This is a genomic window from Petralouisia sp., assembly GCF_056822245.1.
Window position 1 is genome coordinate 1 of the sequence record NZ_JBQIOP010000103.1, and the last position, 3263, is coordinate 3263.

At 45.5% G+C, this 3263-nt stretch carries 5 protein-coding genes and 1 pseudogene; all 6 read right to left on the reverse strand.

Translation table 11 applies throughout. The features are described 5' to 3' along the window. The coding region (locus ACTO17_RS19655) for a histidine kinase dimerization/phospho-acceptor domain-containing protein (protein WP_482559119.1) at positions 1-592 on the reverse strand (592 nt) is incomplete at its 3' end. Then, a complete protein-coding gene (locus tag ACTO17_RS19660) occupies positions 589-1281 on the reverse strand; it encodes a response regulator transcription factor (protein WP_482559120.1) in 693 nt (230 codons plus the stop codon). The genes ACTO17_RS19655 and ACTO17_RS19660, both read right to left, overlap by 4 nt. Before the next feature lie 159 nt (positions 1282-1440). Beyond that, positions 1441-1563, reverse strand: a complete 123-nt coding sequence (locus ACTO17_RS19665) for a hypothetical protein (RefSeq protein WP_262348839.1) — start codon at positions 1561-1563, stop codon at positions 1441-1443. 9 nt (positions 1564-1572) lie between these two features. After that, positions 1573-2223: an ABC-2 transporter permease gene (locus ACTO17_RS19670; protein WP_482559121.1), complete on the reverse strand. Its 651-nt coding sequence runs from the start codon at positions 2221-2223 to the stop codon at positions 1573-1575. Then, entirely contained in the window at positions 2216-3076 is an 861-nt protein-coding gene (locus tag ACTO17_RS19675) for an ABC transporter ATP-binding protein (protein ID WP_482559122.1), read from the reverse strand. Before ACTO17_RS19675 ends, ACTO17_RS19670 begins: the two co-directional genes overlap by 8 nt. Further along, a pseudogene (locus ACTO17_RS19680) lies at positions 3069-3263 on the reverse strand (GntR family transcriptional regulator); the annotation flags it as partial. The gene ACTO17_RS19675 and the pseudogene ACTO17_RS19680, both read right to left, overlap by 8 nt.

Below are 3263 nucleotides of genomic sequence, written 5' to 3' on the forward strand. Positions count from 1 at the left end.
CCGGTTTCTTATCCAACTGGATCACGCCCGTTTCCAGCCGGGAGGTTTTCACAAGGGCCTGAAAGAGAAAATCCAGCTTATCCGTCTGGCTGCGGATTCCCAAGATAAAGTCAGTGCGCTCCGCCTCGGTCATGGGCTTTTCCAGCAGGGTGTCCGCCGCCATTTTCAGATTGCTTACCGGCGTTTTCACCTGATGGGAAATATCCGACACAAGGGTCTGTAACTCCTGCCGTTCCTCGTCCACAAGACGGCGGTTCTCCTGCATGATCTGATAAAGCCTTGCCAGCCGGTGTCCGATTCTGGCAAGCTGGGTTTCGCTGTCCTCCGGGCGCTGGGGCGCTTCATTTCCGGCGATCATGTGGTCTAAGGTCTGGCATAGGTCAGCGGTAAACTGCGACAGCCGCTTTCCAAACACCTGCGTCAGTACAAAAATCCCCACAAGGGCGCACAGCAGCAGCGCCCCGCCAGTCAGCAGCGCCGCCGTTTGTTTTGTCACAAAAAACAGGGCTATGGTAATCCCGGACATAGAGAGGACAAGCCCTATTGCCACCCGGCCAAACAGCCGCTTTACCGAGAGGTTTTGAAACTTCATTTCGCCTCGCCTCCCGTCCACTGATAGCCCATGCCGTAAACGGTCTTGATGTAGGGCGTGCCGCCGTCGGATTCGATCTTGCTGCGAATCCGGCTGATGGAGGTTGTCAGGGTGTGTTCATCCACAAACTTCTCGTCTATATCCCACAGCTTTTCCAGAAGCTGCCCACGGGTCAGCACTTGCCGGGGATTTTTACGGAACAGGTTCAGCATTTTGTACTCCATCGGGGATAAGGTCAGGGGCTTGCCGTTTAGGGAAGCCGCCTGCTCCGAGAAGTCCAGAAACAGCCGCCCGTCGTCGTAAATGTCCTTGGCCGGTTTGTGGTGTTCCAGCATGGCGAACATGGCTTTGATTTTCCGCTGCAAGGCCCCGATCACAAAGGGCTTTGTGATGTAGTCCACCGCGCCCACCTCATAGCCCCGTATCTGGTCGCTTTCCTGATCGTTGGCGGTCAGGAAGATTACAATGGTATCCGGGTGCTGGGGCTTTATCAGCTTGCACAGTTCAAAACCATTCCCACCCGGCAGGTTGATGTCCAGCAGCACTAAATCAAATTCCCGCTGGCGCAGGACATCAGCTGCGGTCCTGGCATTCAGGGCAGAAGTCACGCCGTACCCGTCTGCGGTCAGGTTATAGGCCAACATCTTATTCAAAAAACTGTCGTCCTCGACAATTAAAATCTGTTTCATATCCTCACTTCCTTTGCTTTTTGCAGATAGTATAACAGGCAAATGTCCGCGAAATGTTACAGCGGACGGATTTTTGAAAATCTATCAGCAAAATATGACTCTATTAAAAAGCAGCACCGAAGAAGATATTTTCATATTCTTCTCGGCGCTGTTTATAAATTATTTCAGTTTATCCTTATTATCTTCTTGTTTCTTTTTATCCCGATATTTCCGTATGAGTTTATTACGGATAGGAACACCAACACCGATCAAAAGCACAACTGCTAAAATTGTGAAATCCATACAATCACCTCACATTTCTTTCTTCTTCATAATCCTAATGGACAAGATGATGGAAACCGCATACATCACGACAATAGCAAAAACTGCAAGAAAAACGAGAAGTATCGGGAAAGATTCAACGACTGAAATAATTGAGTTTCCGATAGCTGGAATTTTAGAGAGAAGAAGTAAAGTCACCAAAAAACCGGCCACTGGGATATACATAAATACCCGTCCTTTGATTGAACCGTACTTGTAATATCCCGGAATCTGGAACACCGTATAGAGTGCAAATAAGAATATTCCTGCAATAGCGGCAGTCACAATGTCAAATACACCAACTGTTTCCCCCAGCACTTTCAAGACAAGCGGCTGTACAATCAAAGAAATAATCAGGGAAAGAAGCCCCATTGCAAGGACGAAAACATATCGTCCGATTACAAGCTCGCTTTTACGAACAGGTAAAATACCAAACAGACGATCCATGCTGTTTTTTTCTGTGATGGAAAAGATATATCCCGTTGTCATGGCAATAAAGCACATAGCGAATGATACCCCCGTCAGCAAAGAACGGTTGATTGCAGCAAACACAATCGGCAGGAGCAGGGTAAAGCAAATTGTCTTAAAATATGGTTTTACCAATGCAATATCAAATTTTGTGGATTTCAAAATATTACTCATAATCGTCACCTTTCTTGCTTGTAAATACTACAATTTCATCAATAGTGGCAGGCTCAACGGTCAGGTTTGAAAAACCGCTGATATCTTCAGTTTTCATCAGAGCTTCAAATCCCGTAGGGAATGTACGAATACCAGCCGCCTTATTTTTCAGATCATCGGACAGTTCTTCAATTCCACCTTTTACAATGCGGAATATATCTACAAAATCATCTTTGCTGCCAGTAAAGAACAGCTTGCCATAACTGATGTAGGTAATATAGTCGGCTGCACGCTCCAAATCGCCTGTGATATGGGTGGAGAACAAAACACTATGCTCGCCATCTTCAATATACTCTGAAAGAATTTTCAAAAGTTCATCTCTGGAAACCGGATCAAGCCCACTGGTCGGCTCGTCGAGAATCAGCAGTTTAGCGTTGTATGAAAACGCACAGGCAAGCATTAACTTCATCTGCATACCTTTGGAAAGTTCTTTTACCTTTTTGGTAGGTGCAATGTGAAATTTCCGCAACATATCCGCAAATTTCTGCCTGTTCCAATTTGGATAAAATACCGAAATGGATTTTTCAACCTGCGACACTTTCCAATCATCACTGAAATAATTTGTATCGAAAACAACACCCAGCTCTGATTTTACTTTTTGTTCTTCTGTGATATTATCCAGCCCCATCACTTTGACTGTGCCGCCGGTGCGCCCCAGCATGTTCAAAATCAGTTTGATTGTCGTCGTTTTGCCAGAACCATTCGGACCGATCAAGCCCATAATATAGCCCTTTGGCAAAGTAAAGCTGATATTGTGAAGCTGAAAGGAATCAAAAGATTTTGAAAGGTTCGTTACCTCTAAATAATTAGTCATCTGTTTTTACCTCCGTTAAAATGTCCAAAAGCCGATGTAATTCCTCTGTGGATAGATTTGCCATTTTTGCTGCTTTTATTGCTTCGGTAAGATTGTTTTCTACTTTGCAAATAAGCTGCTCCTTAATCAGTTCTGAACCAGACCCCATTACGAAACATCCGCGTCCCTGCACATTTTTAACAAAGCC